Origin of the sequence: Streptomyces sp. NPDC092952 (assembly GCF_044754785.1) — a bacterium.
Taxonomy (GTDB): domain Bacteria; phylum Actinomycetota; class Actinomycetes; order Streptomycetales; family Streptomycetaceae; genus Streptomyces.
Genome location: NZ_JBIVPT010000002.1, coordinates 131,135 through 154,492 on the forward strand (window position 1 = coordinate 131,135; position 23,358 = coordinate 154,492).

23 protein-coding genes are annotated in these 23,358 nt (G+C 73.1%); 12 read left to right on the forward strand and 11 right to left on the reverse strand.

Annotation, left to right across the window (positions count from 1 at the left end):
• Position 1 precedes the first annotated feature (1 nt).
• Positions 2-1,000 carry a hypothetical protein gene (locus tag ACIQGQ_RS04615; RefSeq protein ID WP_402390612.1) on the reverse strand — a complete coding sequence of 333 codons (999 nt, stop codon included), beginning with the start codon at positions 998-1,000 and terminating at the stop codon, positions 2-4.
• Between the two features lie 69 nt (positions 1,001-1,069).
• Entirely contained in the window at positions 1,070-2,146 is a 1,077-nt protein-coding gene (locus ACIQGQ_RS04620) for a polyprenyl synthetase family protein (RefSeq protein ID WP_402390615.1), read from the reverse strand.
• Positions 2,147-2,351: 205 nt separating this feature from the next.
• Between ACIQGQ_RS04620 and ACIQGQ_RS04625 the strand changes: the two genes are divergently transcribed.
• On the forward strand, positions 2,352-3,341 hold the full coding sequence (locus tag ACIQGQ_RS04625; protein ID WP_402390617.1) for a helix-turn-helix domain-containing protein: 990 nt from the start codon (positions 2,352-2,354) through the stop codon (positions 3,339-3,341).
• A 224-nt stretch (positions 3,342-3,565) separates the two neighbouring features.
• On the opposite strand, the gene ACIQGQ_RS04630 is transcribed toward ACIQGQ_RS04625, so the two are convergent.
• The 5 genes from ACIQGQ_RS04630 to ACIQGQ_RS04650 all read right to left on the reverse strand — a co-directional run bounded on the left by ACIQGQ_RS04630 (position 3,566) and on the right by ACIQGQ_RS04650 (position 7,258).
• Positions 3,566-3,961 carry a hypothetical protein gene (locus ACIQGQ_RS04630; RefSeq protein ID WP_402390620.1) on the reverse strand — a complete coding sequence of 132 codons (396 nt, stop codon included), beginning with the start codon at positions 3,959-3,961 and terminating at the stop codon, positions 3,566-3,568.
• A gap of 190 nt (positions 3,962-4,151) precedes the next feature.
• The gene (locus ACIQGQ_RS04635) at positions 4,152-4,700 is read right to left on the reverse strand and encodes a YciI family protein (RefSeq protein ID WP_402390623.1); all 549 of its coding nucleotides are present in this window, start codon (positions 4,698-4,700) and stop codon (positions 4,152-4,154) included.
• A 69-nt stretch (positions 4,701-4,769) separates the two neighbouring features.
• Positions 4,770-5,633: a DUF3592 domain-containing protein gene (locus ACIQGQ_RS04640; RefSeq protein ID WP_402390626.1), complete on the reverse strand. Its 864-nt coding sequence runs from the start codon at positions 5,631-5,633 to the stop codon at positions 4,770-4,772.
• A 74-nt stretch (positions 5,634-5,707) separates the two neighbouring features.
• Complete coding sequence (locus ACIQGQ_RS04645; protein WP_402390628.1) at positions 5,708-6,823, reverse strand: hypothetical protein; 1,116 nt, start codon at positions 6,821-6,823, stop codon at positions 5,708-5,710.
• Between the two features lie 66 nt (positions 6,824-6,889).
• Positions 6,890-7,258: a hypothetical protein gene (locus ACIQGQ_RS04650; protein ID WP_402390630.1), complete on the reverse strand. Its 369-nt coding sequence runs from the start codon at positions 7,256-7,258 to the stop codon at positions 6,890-6,892.
• A gap of 448 nt (positions 7,259-7,706) precedes the next feature.
• Here ACIQGQ_RS04650 and ACIQGQ_RS04655 point away from each other — a divergent pair, with 448 nt between their 5' ends.
• On the forward strand, positions 7,707-8,312 hold the full coding sequence (locus ACIQGQ_RS04655) for a GNAT family N-acetyltransferase (RefSeq protein WP_402390633.1): 606 nt from the start codon (positions 7,707-7,709) through the stop codon (positions 8,310-8,312).
• A gap of 69 nt (positions 8,313-8,381) precedes the next feature.
• Here the strand turns inward: ACIQGQ_RS04655 and ACIQGQ_RS04660 are convergent, their stop codons facing one another.
• Positions 8,382-8,768, reverse strand: coding sequence for a hypothetical protein (locus ACIQGQ_RS04660; RefSeq protein WP_402390635.1), 387 nt, complete (start codon positions 8,766-8,768; stop codon positions 8,382-8,384).
• Positions 8,769-8,879: 111 nt separating this feature from the next.
• The gene (locus ACIQGQ_RS04665) at positions 8,880-9,542 is read right to left on the reverse strand and encodes a pirin family protein (protein WP_402390638.1); all 663 of its coding nucleotides are present in this window, start codon (positions 9,540-9,542) and stop codon (positions 8,880-8,882) included.
• A 158-nt stretch (positions 9,543-9,700) separates the two neighbouring features.
• On the opposite strand from ACIQGQ_RS04665, the gene ACIQGQ_RS04670 reads away from it, so the two are divergent.
• From ACIQGQ_RS04670 to fabF, 5 genes are all read left to right on the forward strand, one after another.
• Entirely contained in the window at positions 9,701-10,900 is a 1,200-nt protein-coding gene (locus tag ACIQGQ_RS04670; RefSeq protein ID WP_352275131.1) for a helix-turn-helix domain-containing protein, read from the forward strand.
• 89 nt (positions 10,901-10,989) lie between these two features.
• Positions 10,990-11,904 (forward strand): ACP S-malonyltransferase, encoded by a 915-nt coding sequence (locus ACIQGQ_RS04675; protein WP_402390640.1) that lies wholly within the window; start codon positions 10,990-10,992, stop codon positions 11,902-11,904.
• A gap of 12 nt (positions 11,905-11,916) precedes the next feature.
• Complete coding sequence (locus tag ACIQGQ_RS04680; RefSeq protein ID WP_402390643.1) at positions 11,917-12,948, forward strand: ketoacyl-ACP synthase III; 1,032 nt, start codon at positions 11,917-11,919, stop codon at positions 12,946-12,948.
• Between the two features lie 63 nt (positions 12,949-13,011).
• Entirely contained in the window at positions 13,012-13,260 is a 249-nt protein-coding gene (locus ACIQGQ_RS04685) for an acyl carrier protein (protein WP_402390645.1), read from the forward strand.
• 77 nt (positions 13,261-13,337) lie between these two features.
• On the forward strand, positions 13,338-14,603 hold the full coding sequence (fabF, locus tag ACIQGQ_RS04690; RefSeq protein WP_402390648.1) for a beta-ketoacyl-ACP synthase II: 1,266 nt from the start codon (positions 13,338-13,340) through the stop codon (positions 14,601-14,603).
• Between the two features lie 96 nt (positions 14,604-14,699).
• Here fabF and ACIQGQ_RS04695 read toward each other — a convergent pair whose 3' ends face one another.
• Positions 14,700-15,194: a DUF3145 domain-containing protein gene (locus ACIQGQ_RS04695; RefSeq protein WP_352275136.1), complete on the reverse strand. Its 495-nt coding sequence runs from the start codon at positions 15,192-15,194 to the stop codon at positions 14,700-14,702.
• 350 nt (positions 15,195-15,544) lie between these two features.
• Between ACIQGQ_RS04695 and ACIQGQ_RS04700 the strand changes: the two genes are divergently transcribed.
• Together ACIQGQ_RS04700 and ACIQGQ_RS04705 are read left to right on the forward strand one after the other, a co-directional pair.
• Positions 15,545-16,462, forward strand: coding sequence for an SGNH/GDSL hydrolase family protein (locus tag ACIQGQ_RS04700; RefSeq protein ID WP_402390651.1), 918 nt, complete (start codon positions 15,545-15,547; stop codon positions 16,460-16,462).
• A 17-nt stretch (positions 16,463-16,479) separates the two neighbouring features.
• Positions 16,480-17,478 carry an aldose epimerase family protein gene (locus tag ACIQGQ_RS04705; protein WP_402391954.1) on the forward strand — a complete coding sequence of 333 codons (999 nt, stop codon included), beginning with the start codon at positions 16,480-16,482 and terminating at the stop codon, positions 17,476-17,478.
• Positions 17,479-17,500: 22 nt separating this feature from the next.
• Here ACIQGQ_RS04705 and ACIQGQ_RS04710 read toward each other — a convergent pair whose 3' ends face one another.
• On the reverse strand, positions 17,501-19,981 hold the full coding sequence (locus ACIQGQ_RS04710; RefSeq protein ID WP_402390654.1) for a glycoside hydrolase family 3 protein: 2,481 nt from the start codon (positions 19,979-19,981) through the stop codon (positions 17,501-17,503).
• Positions 19,982-20,148: 167 nt separating this feature from the next.
• Here ACIQGQ_RS04710 and ACIQGQ_RS04715 point away from each other — a divergent pair, with 167 nt between their 5' ends.
• The 3 genes from ACIQGQ_RS04715 (at position 20,149) to ACIQGQ_RS04725 (ending at position 23,358) form a co-directional block, all read left to right on the forward strand.
• The gene (locus tag ACIQGQ_RS04715; protein ID WP_402390657.1) at positions 20,149-20,793 is read left to right on the forward strand and encodes a TetR/AcrR family transcriptional regulator; all 645 of its coding nucleotides are present in this window, start codon (positions 20,149-20,151) and stop codon (positions 20,791-20,793) included.
• A gap of 119 nt (positions 20,794-20,912) precedes the next feature.
• Positions 20,913-22,862: a flavin monoamine oxidase family protein gene (locus ACIQGQ_RS04720; RefSeq protein ID WP_402390659.1), complete on the forward strand. Its 1,950-nt coding sequence runs from the start codon at positions 20,913-20,915 to the stop codon at positions 22,860-22,862.
• Between the two features lie 70 nt (positions 22,863-22,932).
• Positions 22,933-23,358 carry a hypothetical protein gene (locus tag ACIQGQ_RS04725; RefSeq protein ID WP_402390662.1) on the forward strand — a complete coding sequence of 142 codons (426 nt, stop codon included), beginning with the start codon at positions 22,933-22,935 and terminating at the stop codon, positions 23,356-23,358.

Here is a 23,358-nt window from a genome sequence, read left to right on the forward strand (position 1 = left end):
GTCATCCGTTCGTGGCGGCGGGCGCGTCCTCGTAGCCGGAGGCGACGGCGAGGGAGGCGGCCCGGCGGTCGTACCGGGCGGTGCCGGTGATCATCCAGTCGTAGTTGCCGCGGAACATGTGGCGCATCCCGCGCACGTAGGTGTCGGCCGCGGTGCGGTCGGCCGGGCCGAGCCCGAGGTCGTCGTAGTGGGCGGGCAGTCGGTCGCTGAGCCGGCGGAAGCGTTCGCCGGCGTGCCGGACCATCGCCCGGATCTCGGCGACGGCCTCGTCCCGGGTTCGGCCGGCGGCTTCGAGGACCAGCACCATGTTGTCGACCTCGCCCCGGTTCTCCTCCCGTTCGACGGCGAAGACGTCGTTCGGCAGGATGGCGAGCTTCGTCGCCTCCTCAAGGAGCGCGCGGGCACGTGGCGTGTCCAGGAACCACTCCGGCGCATGCCAGTGCTCGGCCCGTTCGGCGACGGCCAGGCCCAGGGGCAGCCCGGTGGTGACGTACCGCCGCCGGAGGTACTGGTCGGCGGTCGGCATCGTGCGGTGGACTCGGTGGTCGAGATAGGCGCCGAAGACCGCGGTGTGTTCCCGGCGGACGCGCCTTCGCCACGCTTCCGGCATGCCGTCGCGCAGGCGCTCCCACAGACCGCACCAGGCGGCGCCCACCGGAGTGGCGGGGTGGGACGGCTCGTCGTGTTCGAAGAGGGCCAGCAGGTCGCGGCAGACGTCGGCGGCGCTCTCGGCCCTTACTCCACCGGTGCTGCCGACCAGGTCGTTGACGAAGCTGCACAGGGCCATGTGGTCGGCGGCGAGGCAGAGGTCCTCGCCACGGGCGCCGGGGTAGACGTACGCGGCGCAGGTTCCCAGCCGCATGGCCGCGAAGTAGCCCGCCTGCTCCGGAGTCAGCAGTTCCTGCGCGAGGGCCCACCGCACAAGGTGTGCGTCCGCTGCGGCGGCGTCCGGGCTGACGGCGCCGGGAAAGGGGATGTGGAACTCGACGTTGCTCGGCATATGTCCTTCGGTCTTCGGCCCTCGGCCAGGTCGGACCGGGAGCGGCGGTGGGTGCGGGCCGGTCTCCGGTCAGGGGCCGGCCGGCTCGACGGCCTCGTCCCCGACGGACTGGTGCGTGAACTGATCGGCGTAGGCGCACATCAGCTCCGCCAGCCGCCGGTCCTTCACCGCGCGGCGCACGCAGGAACGCGCCTGCCGCAGATGGTGGGCGATCTCGTGCTCGGCCCAGTCGCGTCCGCCGCACCGCTCGACGAGGTCGGCCATGCGGCCGAGTTCTCCGTCGTGCGGGCCGTCTGGCCGCCGGTAGTAGAGGGCGAGTTCGTCCTGGAAGAGGTGACCGGACTCCAGGGCGGCGCACACGATGCTCGTCTTCCTGCGGGCCTTCAGGTCGTCGCGCCGGGGCGGCACGTCCTCCCTGCCGTCCCCGAAGACGTCCAGGACGTCGTCGCGCACCTGCATGACCCTGCCCAGGTGCCACCCGAAGGACCGCATCAGTTCCACCCCGGCCGGGCCGGCTCCGCCCTGGAGCGCGCCGGCCTCGCAGCAGGCGGCCACCCAGTCGGAGCTCTTGCCGTCGACGACCTCCAGCGCCTGCCGCAGGGAGGCCCCGCCGCGTTGCTGGTACTGGGCCTCCAGGGCCTGTGCGCGGAACGCCCCGTGCATCGCCCCGAACAGGACCTGCCGCACTTCGGCGGCGGCGGGCGGCGTCCGCTCGGTCAGCTCGGTGAGGGCCATCGTCAGCAGGGTGTCGGCGGCCAGGATGGCGGTGGGGACTCCGAACGCCTTCCACACGGTCGGAACGCCGCGCCGCGTCGCGTCCTGGTCGATGACGTCGTCGCAGATGAGACCGTACGCGTGGATGAGAGCGCACGCGGCGGCCACCGACCGCGCCCGCCGCCAGGAGCCGCCCTCGACACCGGCGCTGAGCAGGACGAGCGTGACGACCCGGAAGCTGGGCCCCCGGTAGGCCACCGTCCGGCCCGCTTCGTCGACCCACCCGAAGTAGTACGCGCACGGCGTGTGGAGCGGCGGGGGAATCCGGCCGACGACGTCCCGCAGGTGCGGCATCAGCATCCTGCGCGCGCCCGCGGCGACCTGGTCCGGCAGGGCGGTGGGCGAGCTTCCCCGTTCGGCGCTTCCCGGCATAGGAGTCTTCCGCTCAGCAGGCTTGATCGGCCGCGCGGTTCCCGACCGGAACCGCGCCCTCTCTTCCCCACGCTCCCCCTTCGTTCCGCGCCGGGCACCTCAGGCCGTCCAACCGGGCGACCGCCTTCCCGGCCCGCCCACCGCGGAAGGCGGAACGTCGGGTTTCCCCCTTCACCACGCCCTCGGGGACAGCCACCATGACGGCATGCCGCAACCCGCTGACGCCACGCCCGTGGTCTCGATGTCGAACAGTGATCTCGCCGGACAGGACCGCTTCGGCTGGTACACCGACGTGGTGCGGGAGGGAATCGCGCCCTTCGCCCTGGCCAGCCCGTACGCCGACGACTTCACGGCGCGGGTCACGGCCACCAGGATCGGTGACGCGCGGCTGACCGCGTTCTCGTTCCTCCCCCTGAGCGCCGTCCGGACCCCCCGGCTCATCCGGCGCGGCGACCCCGAGAGCTACCAGCTGGGGCTCATCGAAGGAGGCCCCCTGCAGGCGACGCAACGGCGCGGGACGAACGCCGTCCAGGTCGGCGGGCTGGCCTTCTTCGACACGTCCTACCCGCTGGAGGCCGACTTCCCGGATTCCGGGAACGGGATCACCGTGACGATCCTCCGACTGCCCAAGAACACGTTCCCTCTGCCGAACGACCTCGTGGACCGGCTGCTCTGCCGGCCGCTGTCCTCGCGGAGCGTCACCGGTTCGCTGCTGCGGCACTTCATGGGCTCGGCCCTGCGCCCTGACGGAGACCGGTCGGTGAACGAGAACACGCGTCTCGGCGGGATCGCGGTCGATCTGGCGGCGGCCTTCCTCGCCGGGCATCTGGATTCCGGAAGCCTCCTCCCGGCCGAGACCCGGAACAGGGCCCTGATGGCGAGGATCGACGCCTTCATCGACGCGAACCTCGGCGATCCGCACCTCACCCCGACCGCCATCGCCTCGCGGCACCACATGTCGGTCCGCGCCCTGCACCAGTTGTTCAGCACCGAGCGGAACACGGTGATGGGGACGGTACGGCGGCGTCGACTCGAACGCTGTCGGGAGGCCCTCGGCGATCCCCTCCTGAAAGGGAGGTCGATCGGCGCGATAGCCGCGCAGTGGGGTTTCGGCAGCCCCGCGGAGTTCAGTCGCCTGTTCCGAAGAACGTACGGAACGACGCCCAGGGAATTCCGGAGGGATTCCGCACGCTGAATGCCGGCGTCCCGCGTGCGTGGCGGAGGCCCGGCTCCATCTCCCCGACGCGTTCCTCCCGGACCGGCCGCGCGGAGGCCGCCGCGGCCGGTCCGGAACGTGCCGCGGGCTCCGCCGGGCCGCACCGCGACCGGAGGGAGCCCGCCGCGCTCCTACCGCCCCGCCCCGGTTCCTACGTCGCGGTCATGACGGTCGGGGCCGGGGCGGGCGCACGCGCGCGGAGGTCATCCGTCGTAGACGCCCCAGTCGCGCACCGTGCCGTGCCCGGAGCAGCTACCGGTGAAGACCCAGTACCCCGGGCCGACCAGCGGGCCCCAGATCTCGGTGCCGTCCGAGCACTGGGTCCACGACCCGGAGCTCCCGTAGTCGACGTTGCAGTCCGCTCTCCACGACGTGCCGTAGTTGACGAAGTTGTCGCAGTAGTTCGCGTGCTTGATCGAAGGCGTCCCGTCGTCGCCCCGGGTGACCGTCACCGGCCCGTCGGGTATCTGCCGGGGCTGTGCCTTCGCCGCCGAGGCGCCGGAATCCGCGGACGCGGCGGCCGACGGTGCCGCTACGGCGGTGGAGGCTCCGGCCAGGACGAGCAGCAGTCCGGCAGCAGGTACGAGAAAGCGTTTCATTTCCCCCTCCTTGGGGTGGGAATCCGCATGGGAGCACCAGGCAGCGCACCGGAAGGGTGCGCGTGCATGGCCTGGGCCGATCGTGCGGTCCCACCGTGGCACGGTGGACGCGGAGGCGATTGAGGACCGGCGCGGCGTCAGTTGTGGCCTGGCGCAGCCGGGTTCATCGGGGCGGCAGGGCCGCTTCGGGTCACGACCGCCCGCCGGACTGCCAGGCGTGCACCTCGATGTCGGCGTACCGGTCCGCCGTCAGGACGGCGCGTGCCGTCTCCGGGTCCGGTGCCCGGAGGAGTACCGCCGTGCCGAGCCAGGCGGCACCGTCGTCGGAGAGCAGCGGCCCGTAGGCGATCAGCTCGTCCCGGTCGGCCGGTACGGCGAGGTCGGCGGCCGGTCCCGCGCCGAGGCCGAGCACCAGATACCGGTCGCCGTCGGTCCCGCCGCCGGGGAACTCCCACATGGTGCGCCCCAGCAGGTTGCGCCACCGCCGCAGCAGTACGTCCCGGTAGACACCGGCCTGGTGGCCCGGTTCGTCGAAGGCGAAGGCGCGGGCGGCGGCGGCATCGGGCAGGTCGACGATGTGCACGCTGCCCGTGGGGGATTCGCGGTCGTCGGTGAGGGTCGGGCCCCGGGCGATCATCTCCTTCTCGTACCGGTCCATGTAGGACCAGTGCTCTTCCAGCAGTTCGCTCCGGAGCGGCAGGGAGCCGGGCCGGTCACGGTGGTAGCAGAGGAACTCCATGACCGTATGGTGCCCTCGCAGGGGATGCCCCGGCCGCTCGGGGCCCACGGCCCCGGCCCGGCTGCCGTCTCACAGCGCGGCCGCTCCCACCACGGCCGCCGCCACCACGACCAGGAGGCCCACGACGTCGACGGCGAAGTCCCGCTTGCGGGAACGGCGTTCGGCGCCGGGGTCCAGGACGAAGACGGCCGGGTCGTCGGGGTCGTAGTGGACCGTGACGTCCCGGCCCCGCGATCCGGCGGGGTCCCGCAGCCCCGACTCGCAGTAGGCCGTGACGGCCCTGCCGTCGAGGGTGGTGAAGGCGAGGACCGGCACCAGGCGGGTGGAGACGTGGCCGTCGTCGGCGTCGACGCTGACGTTCTTGAGTACGGCGACGACTCGGCCGGGTACGGCGGCCAGGCCGGCCAGTCGGTCCAGCCGGCGGTTCCTGTCGCGGACGTTCCCGGGCAGGTGGTACAGGCCGGAGAGGGCCCACGGCCCGCAGAAGCCGAGCACGGCCCACGGCCAGCCCCGCTCGATCGCGGCGGCGACGACCGGACCGGCGTAGGCGAGGAAGAGCGCGAAGAGCGGTATGCCCAGACCTCGTCCGCCTCCGGAGAGGTTGCTGGTGAACCGGTGGGCGTGCGGTCTGCCGGGCGGGTAGTGGACGCCGATCTCCCGGCCCGTCCAGGCCGCGCCGATCCGCTCGCCCCGGTCGCCGTCGTTGGTGACGGTGAACTCCTGCCCGGTGGCGGGGTCCTGGAAGGAGACGACCACGGGTATCCCGTCGCTCGGGGAGCTGCCGTGCCGGGGCTCCCCCACCCGCTCGATCCGCCCCCTCGCCCGGACCGTGAGCTGCTCCCGGGTCGCCCCGGCCAGCGACCGCCCGAAGCCGACCATCGCGACCGTGCCGAACACACCGCACCACAGCGCCAGATATCCGTGCCAGCCCATCCGTCCTTCTCTCCTGCCGCTTCGAGGGTTCGAGGGACTGCCGGCCGTCCGGAGCGGTGCGGGTCCCGGGCGCGTCACCGTACGGGTGCGCGCCGCACCACCTCGCCCCGCCCGTCCGCCTCCAGGGACGCCACTCCTTCGGGACCGGTCACGACGACCTTGACGACGAGGGAGCCGGTGAGGCGGTCGGCGGTGATCCGCCAGGTCCGCGGGGAGTGGATACCGAGGGTGGTCGTGGCCTCCTCGACCAGGGCGGGGAGGCGGTCGCGGGGCAGCGCACCGGGGGCGAACCCCGGGGCCGGTGTCCCGGACGGCAGGAACACCGCCGTCAGCAGGCGTTCCTGCACCACGATCATGAGCGCCCGGCGCTTCCGCCCGTCCCCGGTGAACGAGTCGAGGGCCCGCTCCAGCTCGCCCCTGTCGAGGAACGACTGCCCCGGCCCCAGGGCGACCGTTCCGGACGCCGACGACACGACCGTGGTCGACAACGTGGAGGAATCGGACGGCGACGCGGCCGAGGGCGGCTTCGCACTCTCGTCCCGGCCGGGGGGATCCGTGCCGAAGAGGTCCGCGCGGAAGAGCAGGACCACGGCGACCGCGCCGAGCAGCAGCCCGAGAAGCGCGACCAGGCCGTCGGCGCGGCCCTCCGGCGGCTCGGCCCACCGGGCCGCCCCGGCCCCGGGCACCGCGTCGAAGCGGGCCGAGGCCGCCCGGTCCTCCCACTCCGGCGTCGGCCGCTTCACGATCCGCACCCGCCACGGCCGGTCCGGCGGGTACTGGACCACCAGGACACCGCGCGGCCGGTAGTCGGGCAGCTCGACGAGGTTGATGTCCTGCGTGATCTCCACCCGGAACGCCGCCCCGTCGTCCGGTACGACGGTGAGCCCGAACCGCACCGGCACGTCGCTCGCCTCGCCCCCGACGGCCTCCAGGGTCTCGATGACCGCGAGCGCCGTCCGGGGCACGACCGCCGCCTCGCGGGCACGCCTCGGCGCACCGGCGAGGAAGAGCAACGCCCCGTACACCAGGGGCAGGACGAGCCCCGTGACGAACAGCGGCACGCTCTCGACGATCGCGCCCACGACGAGCGCGGCGAGCGACGCCCCGGCCACTGCACCGGTGAGGAACCCCCGGGCGAGCCGGACAGGCGTGTGGTGCGTGGGCGGCGGCGCGCCCGGGGCGGTCGACATAGAGGCGATTGTGCTGGGCCGGGGCGGTGGCCGGTAGTCCTTGCGCGGCGGAACCGGCCACCGCCTCTACTCCGCGCCCTTTTCCAGCCGCCAGCCCACCATTCCGGTGGCCCCCACAACCGCCTCGGCCTTGATCACGACCGTGGTCGCCGGGGCCGTGATTCGCCGGTGGACCGGAGCGCCGTCGCAGTCGATCCTCCGACGGGCACGGTCCTCGCCCGTCACGGACAGAACGATCTGCCCGGTTCCGGCGCAGGCGACCTGGAGCCCGTACGAACGCCCCCGCTCCAGCTCCGGTTCGGTGTGGAACCCGTCACCGACACGCTCCAGGCCGGATTCGACGAAGAGCGGGCCGGATTCGTCGGGCTCCTTCGTACCGAGGGCCTCCTGCACCTGCTCGCCGAGCTTCTTCTCGGCAGGGTCGGACGCCTTCACGGAAGGCTTCCGCGGCTGTTCCGCAGCTCCCGCCTCCTCAGGAGCGACGTCTCCGCCGGTGCACCCGGACATCAGGGCGACGGACAGCACCGTGCCGCAGACCGCGAGAGCGGGACGGGGGAGCCTGGGCCGCGCCCTCATGAACGCGGCGCCCGGAATCCCCGACCGGCCTCCTTGGCGGGGAACCGCGCGGTCCCCGGGCCGGCTTCGGCCCTCCCCGTTGGCGCCGCACCCGGCCTCGACTTCGGCCCCGGCAATGAGACAGCTGGCGCTGGCATCGGCGTTTCCCCCTACGGAAGGCTGAGTTGACCGGTCAGGTCCCTGCACAACCTAAGGGCTGTCCCGCCCCCTTCTTCCCGGGTTTCGCTCAGGTGATCCGGTCAACCGGTGCTTTGCACCGGCCGCCCCCATGGCCCCGGCGGCACGGGCGGACCTACACTCCTCGGCCATGGCCGACATAGTCCGCGCGACCGCCGCCGACGTCCCCGCGCTCGCCGCCGTGCTCGCCAGCGCGTACGCCGAGGACCCCGTCTGGAGCTGGCTGATGCCGCGCGACCGGGACCGGCGGCTACGGCTGCTGTTCACCGCGCACCTGGCCCAGCAGGTCCCGGCCGGGCGGGTGTGGACCGATCCGGAACGCACCGTCGCGGCGGTGTGGGCGGAGCCCGGGGCCTGGAAGCTCCCGGCGACGTACCTGCTGCGCAACGCGGGGCCGCTGCTGCGCGCGACCCGGGCCCAACTGCCGCGCACCACCGGGCGGTTGTTCGCCATGGAGCACCGCCACCCGGCCGGGCCCGAGCACTGGTACGTGGAGTACATCGGCACCCGGGCCGAGGCGCGCGGCACCGGGCGCGGGGCGCGGGTGCTGGGCGGGCTGCTGGAGCGGGCGGACGCGGACGGGCGGCCGGTCTTCCTGGAGTCCAGCAACCGCCGCAACCTCACCTTCTACCAACGGCACGGGTTCGCCGTGCACGAGGAGATGGCCTTCCGGTCGGGGCCGCCGATGTGGTCGATGTGGCGCGGGGACCACCTCCCGGGCCCGGGCCGGGCGTGACGTTCTCCGGGCCCACCGCCCTGGACCGGTGCGCGAAGGACCGGCCCGGACGGTGAGAGCCGGCTACGGCTACGGCTGGATGACGACCGAGTTGATCGGAGAGAGATTCATCCACACGCCGCCGCCCGGCGGGATGGGGTCCTCGCATCCCGTGCCGTTGCTCCCCGTGCACGCCCGGATGGTCCAGCCGTCGGTCTGGTTGTTGTAGATCCAGTGGTAGCCCTCCTGGTAGTAGAGCTTGTGGACACCGGCCTGGAGGTACTGGTTGGTCGGCTTGCTGTTCCGGTAGTCGAAGACACCCTCCGGGTAGATGCACGCGGATCCGGAGTCGCACCCGTACCGGGCACCCGCCGCCCCGGCGGCCGACGCCGGCCCCGCGGTGACCCCCGTCAGCAGGCCCGACGCGAGAGCGATCGACGCGGCGCCGCCCGCGAGTGCGCGCTTGAAGTGCTTCATGGGTCTCCCCCTGTGTAGCGGTTGGCTGACGCCGAAAGACTGCGGCAGCTCCCACACGCCACGCGCGACACTTCGGCCCCAGCCAAATCGTCGGCCGCGCACCGCAGGGCCTCAGCCCGGAAATTCCCAGACCAGTACCTCGGCCGCCGGGCCGTCCGCGAGCAGGCGCAGCCCTTGCTCGTCGCTGATCCGTACCGAGTCGCCCGGCCCCAGCTCCTCGCCGTCGAGCCGTACCGTGCCGGACACCACCTGGACGTACACCTTCGGCGCGCCCGGCAGCGCGACCCGCTCCCCCGCCGCCGGGCGGTGCGCGTGGAGCACGGCTCCGGCGGCCGGTACGGCGTACGGGGCACCGGCGCGGGCCGGGCCGGGGACGACGGTGTACGCGGGCTCGCCGCCCGGTTCGAGGGGGGCCAGCCACATCTGGACGAAGGTCAGCGGGGTGTCGCCGTCGTTGCGTTCGACGTGGCGGACGCCGGAGGCGGCGCTGAGGTGCTGGAGGTCGCCGGGGCGTACGCGGGTGGCGCGGCCGGTGGAATCGCGGTGGGTCAGCTCGCCCTCGACGACCCAGGTGACGATCTCCGTATGGCTGTGCGGATGCTCCTCGAAACCGGCGCCGGGCTCCAGCCGTTCCGTGTTGCAGGCCATGAGCGGGCCGAAGCGCAGGTTGTCCGGGTCGTAGAAGCCGCCGAAGGAGAAGGCGTGCCGGGACAGGATTCCTGCCTCCCGGTCGCCGCCCCGGTAACTTTCCTCGGCACGGTGTACGGAGATCACCGGGCCACGGTAGCCCGGCCGGGGCGTGCGCGGGTCCACCCGCCCCCCTTGACCGCGGCGGGGCGCGCGGACCGGTCCGGGGGCTCCCTACCCGCCGGTACACCCCGTGGCGGCCCCGGCGCTCCGCGTCCGCCGCCGGATGAGGCAGTCTTGTCTGCGTGTCCCGACCCGATCCTGAGCAGCCCGATGCCACCGCCGCCCATCTGCACGCGGCGACCCTGAAACGTCTGGAGCAGTCGTCCGGCCGGCTCGCCGCGAACGCGATCGCCCGCATGGACGAGTCGCTGCCGTGGTACCGGGCGATGCCACCGGAGAACCGGTCCTGGATCGGCCTGGTGGCCCAGGCCGGTATCGCGGCGTTCACCGAGTGGTTCCGGCATCCGGAGACCCCGCAGGCGATCTCCACCGATGTGTTCGGGACGGCTCCGCGCGAGCTGACCCGGGCGATCACGCTGCGGCAGACCGTCGAGATGGTGCGGACCACGATCGAGGTGATGGAGGCCGCGATCGAGGAGGTCGCGGCGCCCGGCGACGAGTCGGTGCTGCGCGAGGCGCTGCTCGTCTACGCCCGGGAGATCGCCTTCGCGACCGCCCAGGTGTACGCCCAGGCCGCCGAGGCGCGCGGCGCCTGGGACGCCCGGCTGGAATCGCTGGTGGTCAACGCGGTGCTGTCCGGCGAGGCCGACGAGGGCGCGGTGTCGCGGGCGGCGGCGCTCGGCTGGAACTCCCCCGAGCACGTGTGCGTGGTGCTCGGCACCGCCCCGGACGGGGACAGCGAGCTGACCGTGGAGGCGATCCGGCGGGCCGCCCGGCACGCGAAGCTCCAGGTCCTGACCGGGGTGCTGGGGAACCGGCTGGTGGTCATCGCGGGGGGCAGCAACAACCCGATACACGTGGCGAAGGCGCTGATCGGCCCGTACGCGGCGGGTCCGGTCGTGGCCGGTCCGGTGGTGCCGGACCTGCTGGCGGCGACCCGGTCCGCGCAGGCGGCGGCGGCCGGGCTCAAGGCGTCCTGCGCCTGGCAGGACGCCCCCCGCCCGGTGCTCGCCGACGACCTGCTTCCGGAGCGGGCGATGGCGGGCGATCCGGCCGCACGCGATCAGCTGGTGGAGGAGATCTACAGACCGCTGGAGGAAGCGGGATCCGCGCTGCTCGAAACGCTGAGTGTCTATCTGGAGCAGGCGAGCAGTCTGGAAGGCGCGGCCCGGATGCTCTTCGTCCACCCGAACACCGTGCGCTACCGGCTGCGACGTGTGACGGACGTCACCGGGTGGTCGCCGTCCGATGTCCGCTCGGCCTTCACGCTGAGGATCGCCCTGATCCTGGGGCGCTTGGCCGCCCGGGATCAGCAGCCCTAAGCTTTTGTTGGACCTCAACAATTACCCCTACTGTTCTTCGTCCCTGTCCCCACGGGTCTTCGGAACCGTTCACAAGAGAGAGTGTGAGGGTGCTCGTACTCGTCGCTCCTGGCCAAGGCGCTCAGACGCCCGGCTTCCTGACCCCCTGGCTCGACCTCCCCGGTGCCGCGGACCGCGTCGCTGCCTGGTCGGACGCCATCGGGCTCGATCTCGTCCACTACGGCACCGAGGCCGACGCGGAGGCGATCCGTGACACCTCGGTGGCGCAGCCGCTGCTGGTCGCCGCGGGGCTGCTGTCCGCCGCCGCGCTCGGCGCGTCGCCGGCCGTCGTCGCGGGCCACAGCGTGGGTGAGATCACCGCCGCCGCCCTCGCCGGGGTCATCGGCGAGGAGGACGCCCTCCGCCTCGTCCGTACCCGCGGGCTCGCGATGGCCGATGCCGCCGCGGTCACCGAGACCGGCATGGCCGCCCTCCTGGGCGGCGACCCCGACACCTCGGTCGCGCACCTGGAGAAGCTGGGGCTGACCCCGGCGAACGTCAACGGCTCCGGCCAGATCGTGGCCGCGGGCACCGCCGAGCAGCTCGCCGCGCTGGTCGCCGCCCCGCCGGAGGGGGTGCGCCGGGTGGTCCCGCTCAAGGTCGCCGGCGCCTTCCACACGCACCACATGGCCCCCGCCGTCGAGCGGCTGCGCGAGGCCGCCGCGGCGCTGACCCCCGCCGACCCGGCCGTGACGTACGTCTCGAACGCCGACGGCAAGGCCGTCGCCACCGGTGACGAGGTCCTCTCCCGGCTGGTCGGCCAGGTCGCCAACCCGGTCCGCTGGGACCTGTGCATGGAGACCTTCAAGGAGCTGGGTGTCACGGCGCTCGTCGAGGCGTGCCCCGGCGGCACGCTCACGGGGCTCGCGAAGCGCGCGCTGCCCGGTGTGAAGACGGTCGCGCTCAAGACCCCCGACGACCTCGACGCGGCCCGTGCTCTCATCGCCGAGCACGCCGGCGCCTAAGGAGCGAGAGACATGTCGAAGATCAAGCCCAGCCAGGGCGCCCCGTACGCACGGATCATGGGGGTCGGCGGATACCGGCCGACCCGGGTCGTGCCCAACGAGGTGATCCTCGAAACGATCGACTCGTCCGACGAGTGGATCCGCTCGCGTTCGGGCATCGCCACCCGCCACTGGGCCTCCGAGGAGGAGACCGTGGCCGCGATGTCCGTCGAGGCGTCCGGCAAGGCCATCGCGGACGCCGGGATCGCGCCCGAGCAGATCGGCGCCGTGATCGTCTCCACCGTCTCGCACTTCAAGCAGACCCCGGCCATCGCGACCGAGATCGCCCACCTGGTCGGCGCGGGCAGGCCCGCCGCCTTCGACATCTCGGCCGGCTGCGCGGGCTTCGGCTACGGGCTGACCCTCGCCAAGGGCATGATCGTCGAGGGTTCGGCGGAGTATGTGCTGGTCATAGGCGTGGAGCGGCTGAGCGACCTCACCGACAAGTCGGACCGTGCGACGGCCTTCCTGTTCGGCGACGGCGCCGGAGCGGTCGTCGTAGGCCCCTCCGAGGTGCCGGCCATCGGCCCGACCGTCTGGGGCTCCGAGGGCGACAAGTCCGAGACCATCAAGCAGACCGTCGCCTGGGACGCGTTCCGTTCCGGCGACGGGTTCCAGCTGCCGCTGGACGCCGACGGGAACGTCAAGTTCCCGGCCATCACGCAGGAGGGCCAGGCGGTCTTCCGCTGGGCCGTCTTCGAGATGGCGAAGGTCGCCCAGCAGGCGCTGGACGCGGCGGGGATCGCCCCGCAGGACCTGGACGTCTTCATTCCGCACCAGGCCAACATGCGGATCATCGACTCGATGGTGAAGACCCTGAAGCTGCCGGAGAACGTGGTCGTCGCCCGCGACGTGGAGACCACCGGCAACACCTCCGCCGCCTCGATCCCGCTCGCCATGGAGCGGCTTCTGGCGACCGGTCAGGCGAAGAGCGGCGACACCGCTCTCGTCATCGGCTTCGGGGCGGGTCTCGTCTACGCCGCGACGGTCGTTACCCTCCCCTAGGCACACCGGGCCGTTCGGTCCCACCAGCCTCAACCTGCAACTAAACCTCTAAGGAGCGTCAAAATGGCTCACACCCAGGAAGAGATCGTCGAGGGTCTCGCCGACATCGTCAACGAGATCGCCGGCATCCCGACCGAGGACGTCCAGCTGGACAAGTCCTTCACCGACGACCTGGACGTCGACTCGCTGTCCATGGTCGAGGTCGTCGTCGCCGCCGAGGAGCGCTTCGACGTGAAGATCCCCGACGAGGACGTCAAGAACCTCAAGACGGTCGGCGACGCCGCCGACTACATCCTGAAGCACCAGGCCTGATCCGGCCTGCCCCTGTGTCGCCACCCGGCGGTGGCGCCGCTGATTCACGACCCTCTACACGTGGAGAAGATTTTCCAGTGAACTCGACCAATCGCACCGTGGTCGTCACCGGTATCGGCGCAACCACTCCGCTGGGTGGCGACTCGGCGTCGACCTGGGAAGGTCTGATGGCCGGTCGTTCCGGTGTCAGGCCTCTCGAGGGCGAACGTTTCGCCGAGCTGCCCGTCCGGATCGCAGCCCTCGCGGCCGTCGACCCGGGTGACGTACTGCCCCGTCCGCTCGCCCGCAAGCTGGACCGTTCGGCGCAGTTCGCGCTGATCGCGGCCCGCGAGGCGTGGGCCGACGCCGGTTACTCCGGCAGGGCCGGCGACGACGACGACAAGGTCCGGCCCGAGCGGCTGGGCACGGTCATCGCCTCCGGCATCGGCGGTGTGACCACCCTGCTCGACCAGTACGACGTGCTCAAGGAGAAGGGCGTACGCCGCGTCTCCCCGCACACCGTGCCCATGCTCATGCCCAACAGCCCGGCGGCCAACGTCGGTCTGGAGGTCAACGCCCGCGCCGGTGTGCACACGCCGGTCTCGGCCTGTGCCTCGGGCGCCGAGGCGATCGGGTACGCCGTCGAGATGATCCGCACCGGCCGCGCCGACGTGGTCCTCGCCGGCGGCACCGAGGCGGCGATCCACCCGCTGCCCATCGTCGCGTTCGCCAACATGATGGCGATGTCCAAGAACAACGAGGAGCCCCAGAAGGCCTCCCGCCCGTACGACACCGGCCGCGACGGCTTCGTCCTCGGCGAGGGTGCCGGGGTCGTCGTCCTGGAGTCCGCGGAGCACGCCGCCGCGCGCGGCGCCAAGGTCTACTGCGAGGTGCTGGGCCAGGGCCTCTCCGCCGACGCCCACCACATCGCGCAGCCCGAGCCGACCGGCCGGGGCATCGCCGCCGCGCTGGAGGACCTGCTGGACCACTCGGACCTCAAGCCGTCCGAGGTCGTGCACCTCAACGCGCACGCCACCTCGACCCCGCAGGGCGACGTCGCCGAGGTGAAGGCGCTGCGCAAGGTCCTGGGAGACCACCTCGACCACGTCGCGATCTCGGCCACGAAGTCGATGACCGGTCACCTCCTCGGCGGCGCGGGCGGCATCGAGACCGTCGCGACGGTGCTGGCGCTGGTCAACCGGATGGCCCCGCCGACGATCAACGTGGACCAGCTCGACGAGGACGTGGAGGCGGACATCGTGCGCGACACGCCCCGGCCGCTGCCGGAGGGCTCGATCGCCGCGATCAACAACTCGTTCGGCTTCGGCGGCCACAACGTGGTGCTGGCCTTCCGCAGCGCCTGATCCGCGTCGCGGTCCGGTGCCCCGGCCCGCGCACCGGCACACGGCCGAGGCCCGCCTTCCCCGCGCGTGGGGAGGCGGGCCTCGGCCGTGTCGTGCTCAGACCACCTGGTGGAGCCAGCGGACCGGGGCGCCCTCGCCCGCGTGACGGAAGGACTCCAACTCGTCGTCCCAGGGCTTGCCGAGCAGCTTGGCGATCTCGGCCGCCAGATCGCTCTCGCCCTGCTTCGAACGCGCCAGCGCGGCCCGCAACCGGTCCTCGGGCACCAGGATGTCGCCGTGGACTCCGGTGACGGCGTGGAAGATGCCCAGGCCCGGCGTGGAGCTGTAGCGCTCGCCCTCCGCCGTGGCGCTCGGCTCCGCCGTCACCTCGAAGCGCAGCATGTCCCAGCCCCGCAGCGCGGAGGCCAGTTTGGACGCCGTGCCGGCGCGGCCCTGCCAGGAGAACTCGGACCGCCAGGTGCCGGGCGCGGCGGGCTGTCTGATCCAGTCGAGCTGGACCCGGACGCCGAGAACACCCCCGACCGCCCATTCGACGTGGGGGCAGAGCGCGCGCGGTGCGGAGTGAACGTACAGAACTCCACGTGTCGTCACCGGGACCTCCAGTGTGGAACGAAGTTCGTCTTCTCCTGCGGCCTCGTGTCCGAACCGTCGATTCTCGGCCGGATCCCGAGGTTGTCATCAGTAAACAGCATCGGGGTGAAGCTCCTGAAAAAGGACAGTATGTGACGTGGTGTGATTTCCGGAAAGCCACTCAAGTGGAGCCGAGTGGGGGACAGCGCCGCCGGTCCGACGAGGAAAAGCTACCGCGCGGCGGGGGCCCCGGTGTGACGTACGGTCGGTCCTGGGCCCTTCCTTCGCTCAGCTTTCACCCGCCAGGGCGTCGGGGCCTTCCGACCGGTGCCACCAGGGGTTGCCGGGGGCATAACCGAGGGGACCACGGCATGCAGGACCGCTCTTCCCGCCACCGTCCGCGTGGCGCTGCCGCCCGTCCGCGTACCGCCGCGGCCCTGCTGGCGGCGGCCTGTCTGCTCGGTACGGCGGCGCTGGCCGGTTGCGACTCCGGTACGGAGAGCACGACGAAGGGGGCCGCCGCCCGGCCCGGACCGGTCTGGGACCGGAAGCCGGGGTCGGTGGCCGCGGTGGGCGACTCCATCACCCGGGGCTTCGACGCCTGCTCGGTGCTGGCGGACTGCCCGGAGGTCTCCTGGGCGACCGGCACGGACGGCGAGGTGCGCAGCCTGGCGGTGCGGCTGCTCGGCGGTACGAAGGCCGCCTCGCAGAGCTGGAACCACGCCCGGACGGGGGCCCGGATGGCCCAGCTGCCGGAGCAGATGGCGCTGGCCGCGAAGGAGGGGCCCGATCTGGTGACGGTGATGATCGGTGCCAACGACGCCTGCCGGGACTCCGTCCGGCACATGACCCCGGTGGCCGATTTCCGCAGCTCGTTCGAGGCGTCGATGCGGCAGCTGCGGGCCGGTGCGCCCAAGGCGCAGGTGTACGTGTCGAGCGTGCCGGACCTCAAGCGGCTCTGGTCGACGGGGCGCGACAACGCGCTGGGCAAGCAGATCTGGAAGCTGGGGATCTGCCCGTCGATGCTGGGCGACGCCGACGACCTGGGCCCGGAGGCGACGGCCCGGCGCGCGGAGGTGCGGGAGCGGGTGGTGGCGTACAACGGGGTGCTCCGGGACGTCTGCGGGAAGGACCGGCTCTGCCGCTACGACGGCGGCGCGGTCTTCGACTACCCGTTCACCGGCGAGCAGCTCAGCCGGTGGGACTGGTTCCATCCGGGGCGCGACGGGCAGGCCCGGCTGGCGGAGATCGCCTACCGCAACGTCACCGCCGCCCGGCCCCCCGCATAGGCTTCACGATCATGACCATGATCACGGGTTCGGGCACGGCGGTACGGGCGGACGACTTCGGCACTCTCGCGGACGGCACTCCGGTGCACCGCTGGACGCTGGAGCGGGACGGCACGCGGGTGCGGGTGCTGACGTACGGCGGGATCGTGCAGTCGGTCGAGGTGCCGGACCGGGACGGGGCGCGGGCGGAGATCGCGCTCGGGCTGCCGGACCTGGACGGGTACCGGGCGTTCCCCGGCCCGTACTTCGGCGCGCTGGTCGGGCGGTACGCGAACCGGATCGGCGGGGCCCGCTTCGAGCTGGACGGGCGGACGTACCGGCTGACGCCGAACGAGGGGCGCAACCAGGTGCACGGCGGGGCCGCCGGCTTCGACAAGCGCGTCTGGCGGGCCGACGAGGTGGCGGACGGCGTCGAGCTGTCGCTGGTCTCCGAGGACGGCGAGGAGGGCTTCCCGGGCCGCCTCTCGGTGCGTGCCGCGTACACCCTGGAGGCGGGCGGGGCGCTGCGGATCACCTACCGGGCGACGACCGACGCGCCGACCGTGCTGAACCTGACGAACCACACGTACTGGAACCTGGCGGGTGCGGGCAGCGGCAGCGCGCTGGGGCAGGTGCTGCGGATCGCGGCCGGGCGGATCACCCCGGTGGACGCCGAGTCGCTGCCGACCGGCGAGCTGCTGCCGGTGGCCGGGACCCGGTTCGACTTCCGGGAGCCGGTGCCGGTCGGTGCGGGCTACGACCACAACTTCGTGCTGGACGCGCCGGGCGCGGGCCCGGCGGCCGAGCTGTACGACGCGGGCTCGGGGCGGGTGCTGACGGTGGCCACGACGGAGCCGGGGCTCCAGCTGTACACGGCGGACCACTTCGACGGGCGCCCGTTCGGCCCGTGCGCCGGGGTCGCGCTGGAGACCCAGCACTTCCCGGACTCCCCGAACCGGCCGGATTTCCCGAGCACGGTGCTCCGGCCGGGCGAGGAGTCCGTCTCGACGACGGTGTACGGCTTCTCGGTGCGCTGACCCCGGGGGCGGCCCCGGGTGGCTACGCGTCGATCTCCACGGTCGCCGTCAGGCGTACGTCGGCGAGCGAGCGGGCCGCCTGGACCTCGTAGCCGCCGGGCAGCCGGAGCCAGCCGTACGCGTCCTCGTCCCAGATCTCGTAGCCGCGCGGGTCCAGGGCGATCGTCACCTCGGCGCTCTCGCCGGGCGCCGCCTCGGCGCGGGCGAAGCCGACGAGCCTGCGGGCCGGGCGGCCGGCGGTGTCCTGGCGGGGCGCCAGGTAGATCTGGACGGTCTCGGCGCCCGGCCGGGTGCCGGTGTTGCGGACGCGCACGGTGGCCGTGTCCGGGCCGGCGGTGAGGCTCTCGTACGCCCAGGTGGTGTAGCCGAGTCCGTGGCCGAAGGGGTAGGCGGGCGTGGCGCCGGCCCTCTCCCAGGCCCGGTAGCCCACGAAGACGCCCTCGTCGTAGTGGAGTTCGCCGTCGGTGGGGGTGGTGTTCGCGACCGGTACGTCGGCGAGGGCGGCCGGCCAGGTGGTGGGGAGCCGCCCGCCCGGCTCGGCGGCGCCGAGCAGGACGTCGGCCAGCGCGTGTCCCGCCTCCTGCCCCGGGAACCAGGCGAGCAGCACGGCGGCGACCTCCTCGCGCCACGGAAGCTCCACCGGGGAGCCGGAGTTGACGATCACCACGGTGTTCGGGTTGGCGGCGGCGACGGCGTGGACCAGCTCGTCCTGGTGACCGGGGAGGCGTAGGTCGGTGCGGTCGAAGCCCTCGGACTCGACGCGTTCGGTGGTGCCGACGACGACGATCGCGGTGTCGGCGGCGCGGGCCGACTCCACCGCCTCGGCGATCAGTTCGGCCGGGTCGCGGCGCGGGCCGAGGTGGCAGAGGGCGAACGAGACGCCCAGGACCGGCGCGTCGTCGCCGAGGGTCTCGGGGAGCTGCCGCAGCGAGACCTCGACGGGCTCGCCGGCCGTGAGGGTGATCCGGCCGCGCTCCAGCGGGTTGCCGAAGAACGCCTCGCCGGGGTCGGCGGAGACGACCCGGTGCACCTCGTCGTACAGGGTTTCGCCCGCGACGGTGAGGGTGAGCGCGCCGGTGCCCCGGGTGCCGAAGACGTGCTCGCCGCTGTCGCGCGGAACGAAGGTGCCGGTGATCTCGACGCTGTGCAGCGCGGCGCGGGTGACGCCCTCGGGGAGGTCGTCGCCGATCCACTGGACGGTGCCGCCGGGCAGCGGTGCGGAGCCGAGGACGGCGCCGGTCGCGTCGTAGCAGACGGCGCGCAGCTCGAAGCCCTGGTCGGCGGGGGTGAGTTCGGTGTTGGGGTCGGCGCCGACGCGGTAGTCGACGGTTCCTTCGGGGAGGGCGGCGAGCAGGCCGTCGAGCGGGGTGACGACATGGTCCGGGAAGACCTGGGCGGAGCCGCCGCCGAGGACCCGGGCGTCGCGGGCGAGGGCCCCGCTGACCGCGACGGTGCGGACGGCCGCCGGGTCGACGGGGAGGGCGGGGCGCCCGTCGCGCGTCTCGTTGCGCACCAGGACGAAGGAGCGGCGGGCGATCTCGCGGGCCAGCGCGTCGCCGTCGGTCTCCGCCGGGAGGCCGGCCGGGTCGACGGCGGGCGGGGCACCGTCCAGGAGGCCGACGCGGGCGGCCAGCCGCAGCACGTTGCGGACGGCGCCGTCGACGACCGACTCCTCGACCTCACCGGCCCGTACCGCCTCGGCGAGGGCCTTGCCGTACACCGTCTTCGGGCCGGGCATCGCGATGTCGAGGCCGCCGTCGGCGGTGGCGGCGGTGGAGCGGGCGGCCAGCCAGTCGGAGACGACGCAGCCGTCGAAGCCCCATTCGCCGCGCAGCACCGTGTTCAGCAGGTAGTGGTGCTCAGTCATGGTGGTGCCGTTGACCCGGTTGTAGGCGGCCATGACGCCCCACGGGTGGGCGTTCGCCACGATCCGCTCGAAGGGCGCGAGGTAGATCTCGCGCAGGGTCCGCGGGTCGACGACGTTGTCCACGGTGAAGCGGTCGGTCTCGGCGTCGTTGGCGACGTAGTGCTTGACGGTGGTGCCGACCCCGCCGTCCTGCACCCCGCGCACATAGCCGGTGCCGATCTCGCCGGTGAGGTACGGGTCCTCGCTGTACGTCTCGAAGTGGCGCCCGCCGAGCGGGGACCGGTGGAGGTTCACGGTCGGGGCGAGGAGGACGTGGACGCCCTTGCGGCGGGCCTCCTGGGCGAGCAGCCGGCCGGTGCGGCGGGCCAGGGCGGGGTCCCAGGTGGCGGCCAGCGCGGTCGGCGAGGGCAGGGCCACGGACGGGTCGTCGGCGCTCCAGGCGACGCCCCGGACCCCGATCGGCCCGTCGGACATCACCAGCGAGCCGAGCCCCACGGCGGGCAGCGCGGGCAGCGACCACATGTCCTGCCCGGCCAGCAGCCGCGCCTTGTCGTCGAGACCCAGCGCGGCGAGCGCCGTTTCGACCGCCGCCTCGCGGAGCTCGTCGGGGTGGGTGGGTGTGGGCGCGTCTGCCACGGCCGTACCTCCGCGTCGGATTCTGTGTGCTGTCGGTTTCTGTGCTGCCGACTCCATACTGACCCCGGACCAGGTAGACCAGTAGGTTTCGTTACCTTTATGTAACTTAACGGGATGGCGTACGGTCCCCGTACGGGGGCGGACGAGCGCCGAGAGGGGCCGGGGCGATGGTGCGGGGCAGAAGTACGGAGCGGCGGGCGGAGATCGTCCGGGCGGCGCTGGAGGTGATCGCCGAGCGGGGGTACCGGGGCGCCTCGCTGAGCGCCGTAGCCGAGCGGGTCGGCCTCAGCCAGCAGGGGCTGCTGCACTACTTCCCCACCAAGGACGCGCTGCTCCTCGCCGTGCTGGCGGAGCGCGACCAGTGGGACACCGGCGCCTCCCCCCGGAGCGACGGCGTCTGGCCGGTCGAACTGCTGGCCTCGCTGGTGGAGTACAACGCGATGCGGCCCGGCATCGTCCAGACCTTCTCGGCGCTGCTCGGCGAGAGCGTGACGGAGGGCCATCCGGCACGGGAGTTCTTCACCCGCCGCTACACGCAGGTCCGGGCGAGCATGGCGGCGATCCTGCGCGCGGAGTACGGCGAGCGGCTGCCGGGCGGGCTGACCCCGGAGCGCGCGGCCCCGCTGCTGGTCGCGGTGTTGGACGGGCTCCAGTACCAGTGGCTGCTGGACCCGGAGTCGGTGGACATGCCCGCGGCCTTCGAGGACTTCCTGACGCTGCTGCGGACCCCGGGGGCGCCAGCGGATCCGAGTGGGGCAAATGCCTCAACTCCCCCTCCGGAAGCCGGAGTTCCGGAGAACCGATCATCATGACACCCGCTGCGGCGCGGTGGGGTCGGGATGCCCGAACCCCCGCCACCTGCGGGTGATTCGGGGCAGGTCTACGCGCGTCCGGGCTCGGGCACCCCGGCGGGCGCCCCAAGGTTGACCGCATGACTTCCACGCCCGCAGGCCCGTCATCCGGCCTGACCTCCCGCCGTACCCTGCTCTCGGGCGCCACCGCCGGTGCCGCCGCGCTGGCCGTGACCGCCGCCACCGGCCCCGGCACCGCGCACGCCGCCACCGGCGCCGCCCCGGACACCGCGCCGCTCGCCCCCGCGGCCGCCGGTCCGGACTGGGAGACCTGCCTCTCCGTCGCCCGCGCCATCCTCGTACGCGACGCCCAGGACCGGCCGTTGGTGCCGCGCTACCGCGAGATCCTGCTCTCCAAGGGGCTGCCGCGCGGCCGCCGGGCCCCCAAGAAGGTGCTGATCGTCGGGGCGGGCCCGGCCGGGCTCACCGCCGCCCATCTGCTCCACCGCGCCGGGCACACCGTCACCGTCATCGAGGCCAACGGCAACCGCGTCGGCGGCCGGATCAAGACCTTCCGCCGGGGCGGCCACGAGCGCGCCGAGGCACCGTTCGCCGACCCGAAGCAGTACGCCGAGGCCGGCGCGATGCGCATCCCCGACAGCCACCCGCTGGTCACCGGGCTGATGGACGGGTTCGACCTGAAGCGCCGCCCCTTCCATCTGGTGGACGTCGACGCCCACGGCCGCCCGGTCAACCACACCTGGCTGCACGTCAACGGCGTCCGGATGCGCAAGGCCGACTACGCGAAGAACCCCCGGAAGGTGAACCGTTCGTTCGGCGTGCCCGCCGCGTTCGAGGACAAGCCCGCCGCACAGATCGTGCGGGAGGCGTTCGCGCCGGTGCGCCGGGAGTTCGAGGGCAAGGAGGGCCGGGAGCTCGTCGAGGGCTGGGCACGGGTCGTCCAGCGGTACGGGCACTGGTCGATGTTCCGCTTCCTGACCGAGGCGGCCAAGCTCGACGAGCGCACGATCGACCTGATCGGCTCGGTCGAGAACATGACCTCCCGGCTCCACCTCTCCTTCGTGCACAGCTTCATCGGCGCCTCCCTGATCAGCCCGGACACCGCCTTCTTCGAGCTGCCCGGCGGCACCGGCGTCCTCGCCGACGCGATGTACGAGCGGGTCAAGGGACTGGTGAAGCTGGACCGCCGGGTCACCCGGATCAGCCACGGCGAGCACGGTGTGGAGGTCGAGACGGTCTCCGAGGGCCGCGACGGCAGGCCGCTGGTGCGCCAGACCTTCCGCGGCGACCGGGCCATCATCACCGTGCCGTTCTCCGGGCTGCGCCACATCCCCGTCGCGCCCGCGCTCTCGTACGGCAAGCGGCGGGCGGTCACCGAGGTCCACTACGACGCGGCGACCAAGGTGCTGCTCGAATTCAGCCGCCGCTGGTGGGAGTTCGAGGAGAAGGACTGGAAGCGGGAACTGGACCGGGTCAGGCCCGGCCTGTACGACGCCTACCGGCAGGGCAGGGCACCGGCCGACGGCTCGCTGCTGGGCGCCCACCCCTCCGTCCCGTCCGGTCATCTGCCCGCCGGCCAGCGGGTGCACTACGCGGCGCACCGGGCCGTCGCCCGCGACCAGCCCGAGGCGGCCCGTGTGATCGGCGGCGGCTCGGTCACCGACAACGCCAACCGCTTCATGTACCAGCCCTCGCACCCGGTGGAGGGCAGTGCGGGCGGCGTCCTGCTCGCCTCGTACAGCTGGTCCGACGACGCGCTGAAGTGGGACTCGCTCGACGACGACGAGCGCTACCCGTTCGCCCTGGCCGGGGTGCAGGACGTGTACGGGCAGCGGGTCGAGGTGTTCTACACCGGCGTCGGCGCCACCCAGTCGTGGATGCGCGACCCGTACGCGTACGGGGAGGCGTCGGTGCTGCTGCCCGGCCAGCACACCGAACTCCTCGCCCATGTGCGCGCGGTGGAGGGTCCGCTGCACTTCGCGGGCGACCACACCTCGGTCAAGCCGGCCTGGATCGAGGGGGCGCTGGAGTCGGCGGTCCGCTCGGCCCTGGAGGTGCACGGCGCCTGACCGGGACGGGCCGCCCGCCGCACCGCCCCGGATAGGCTGACGGCCCGCTCGCGACACCGAAGGGCCCCACGTGACGGACGAGACCAGGACACCGCACGGCACGGTCCTGCTTCCCGAGGGGTCCTGGTGGGACTGGGACGTGGTCTCCTGGGACCCCGGCCGGCTCCGGCTCGGGGCGGGTCACGACCTGTCGTACCACCACGGTCTGGAGCTGGTCTTCGACTGCCCGGTCCTCGTCGCCTGCCCCTCGGAGTTCCAGGACCCGGTCTTCCGCGCCCCGACGCAGGTGGAGGTGGCGGGGGTCGCGCGGGCGGTCGGCGGGGTGCCGGAGGTCGTCGTCGCCTTCGACGCCGACGCGGGCGGACGCGGCCCCGTGGCGTGCCTGATCGCCGCCGAGCGGCTGGAGATCGTCCAGGAGACGGTCCTGCGGTACTGGCGCGAGGACGCCGCACCAGGGCAGCGCTTCGCCCCCTGGGTGCGGCCGCCGCTCCCGTAG